2 protein-coding genes are annotated in these 1,746 nt (G+C 69.4%); both read left to right on the top strand.

What is annotated here, in order from left to right; all coding sequences use genetic code 11:
* Nucleotides 1-422 precede the first annotated feature (422 nt).
* A complete protein-coding gene (egtD, locus tag AB0947_RS42770) occupies nucleotides 423-1,406 on the top strand; it encodes an L-histidine N(alpha)-methyltransferase (RefSeq protein ID WP_366755749.1) in 984 nt (327 codons plus the stop codon).
* A 94-nt stretch (nucleotides 1,407-1,500) separates the two neighbouring features.
* A complete protein-coding gene (locus AB0947_RS42775) occupies nucleotides 1,501-1,701 on the top strand; it encodes a hypothetical protein (protein ID WP_366755750.1) in 201 nt (66 codons plus the stop codon).
* Nucleotides 1,702-1,746 lie beyond the last annotated feature (45 nt).

The raw sequence follows: 1,746 nt of genomic DNA on the forward strand, positions 1-1,746 counted from the left end.
GTCAGGCCCCCACCCTCCGGATACCGCATCCCACCGGCATACCGCAGGGATCATGAACAGTCACCGCCCCGACGACAACCCGAAAAGCTCAGTAACGGTCCTCCTCTCCGGCGGTTCACTGGCAAAGGAACCAGGCAACTGCCGAGGGGCGTGAGCAGCCCGGGGCATGGCGGGGGTTGCGTCACCGTGCCCGCACACAGCGTGCGCACGCCGGTGCGGCGCAGGTACCCGCCGCTCGGCGAGTGACCTCGCGCCAGCCGACCGTTCCAGCGCCGGGCCAGGGCCAGGACCACCCAGGGCCAGGACCTGACCCTGACGCGGTCCGTATCCGCAGGGGCCTACCGCGGCGCAGAGGAACCGGCACACGCACTGACCGCCCTTGACCATGTCCTTCGATCTGAAACCGCGGCGCAGGAGGCAGCATGGCTACCACCCACGACTCCGCCTCCCGGCCTCTCCCAGATGACGGCGGCGACACCGACCGCACCGCTAGAGAGGTGCGTGCAGCACTTGCCGCCAGGCCGAAACGGCTGCCGACGTCGATGCTCTACGACGCACGCGGCAGCGAGCTGTTCGAGGCCATCACCCGGACACCGGAGTACTACCTCACCCGGGCCGAGCTAAGAATCCTCGCTATGCGGGCAGCGGACATCGCCGGCCGGACCCGGGCCGCCTGCCTGGTGGAGCTGGGCGCAGGCTCCTGCCGCAAAACGCGGCTCCTGCTGGATGCCCTGGTCGCCGACGGCGGGCCGTTGCGGTGCTACGTGCCCGTCGACATCAGCGAAAGCGCCCTTCATGAAGCCGCCGAGGCATTGAGCGAGGACTACCCCCAACTGGAGATCCGGGCCGTCCGGGCGGACTTCACCTTCCCGTTCGACACAGGTCCCCGGGACGGACCCGTGCTTCAGGCCATGCTCGGGAGCACGCTGGGAAGCCTGCCGCCCGCAGAACGCCACCGTGTGCTGCAACTCGTCCGCGCTCAGATGCAGGCAGAGGACACCTTCCTCCTCGGAGTGGACCTGGTCAAGGATCCGACCGCTCTGACCAGGGCGTACGACGACGCGGCGGGGGTGACCGCGGCATTCGTCAGGAACGGACTGAAGGTGCTCAACGATCGGTTCGGCGCCGACTTCGATCCGGCCGCTTTCAAGCCGGTGGCCGTCTGGGACCCGGAGGAAGAGCGGGTGTCCCACGCGCTGCAGGCAGTACGCCCGCAACGGGTCGGCGTGCCCGGCGTGGGCCTGACGGTGTCCTTCACCGCCGGCGAGCACCTGTGGATCGGTCATTCGTACAAGTTCCGCCGACAAGGGCTGCAAGCCCTGCTGGAAGCGGCAGGCTTCCAGATGGACCAGTGGTGGGACGACAGTGAAAACGGTTACGCCATGGCACTCGCTGCACCGCGCTGAGGCAGCCAGGCGGTCGGCGTACGGGGCGGAGGAGGGCGAGCATCGCCGAGACCGCGCGCGGTCGCCGCTGACCCTGGATCGCGCCTCCCACCGTTTGGAACGATCCGCCGAGGAAGAACGCGCCAAGCTCGCCGGCCTGACCGGCGACGACTACGACGCCCAGTGGCGCCGCTGGCGCAAGGCGGCCGAGAAGGTACAGGCCGCCGTCACCGCGCACGCCGAAGCCACCTATGAAGCGGAGCAGACCGTGAAGAAGGCCGTCCGGCACGCTCGAGACGATCCGCAGGCCGAATAGCCGGCGCGGACGCCGCCCGGACGTCGGCGCCGTCGAGGGTGTGGA

It is taken from the genome of Streptomyces sp. NPDC047841 (assembly GCF_040704085.1).
Lineage (GTDB): Bacteria > Actinomycetota > Actinomycetes > Streptomycetales > Streptomycetaceae > Streptomyces > Streptomyces argyrophylli.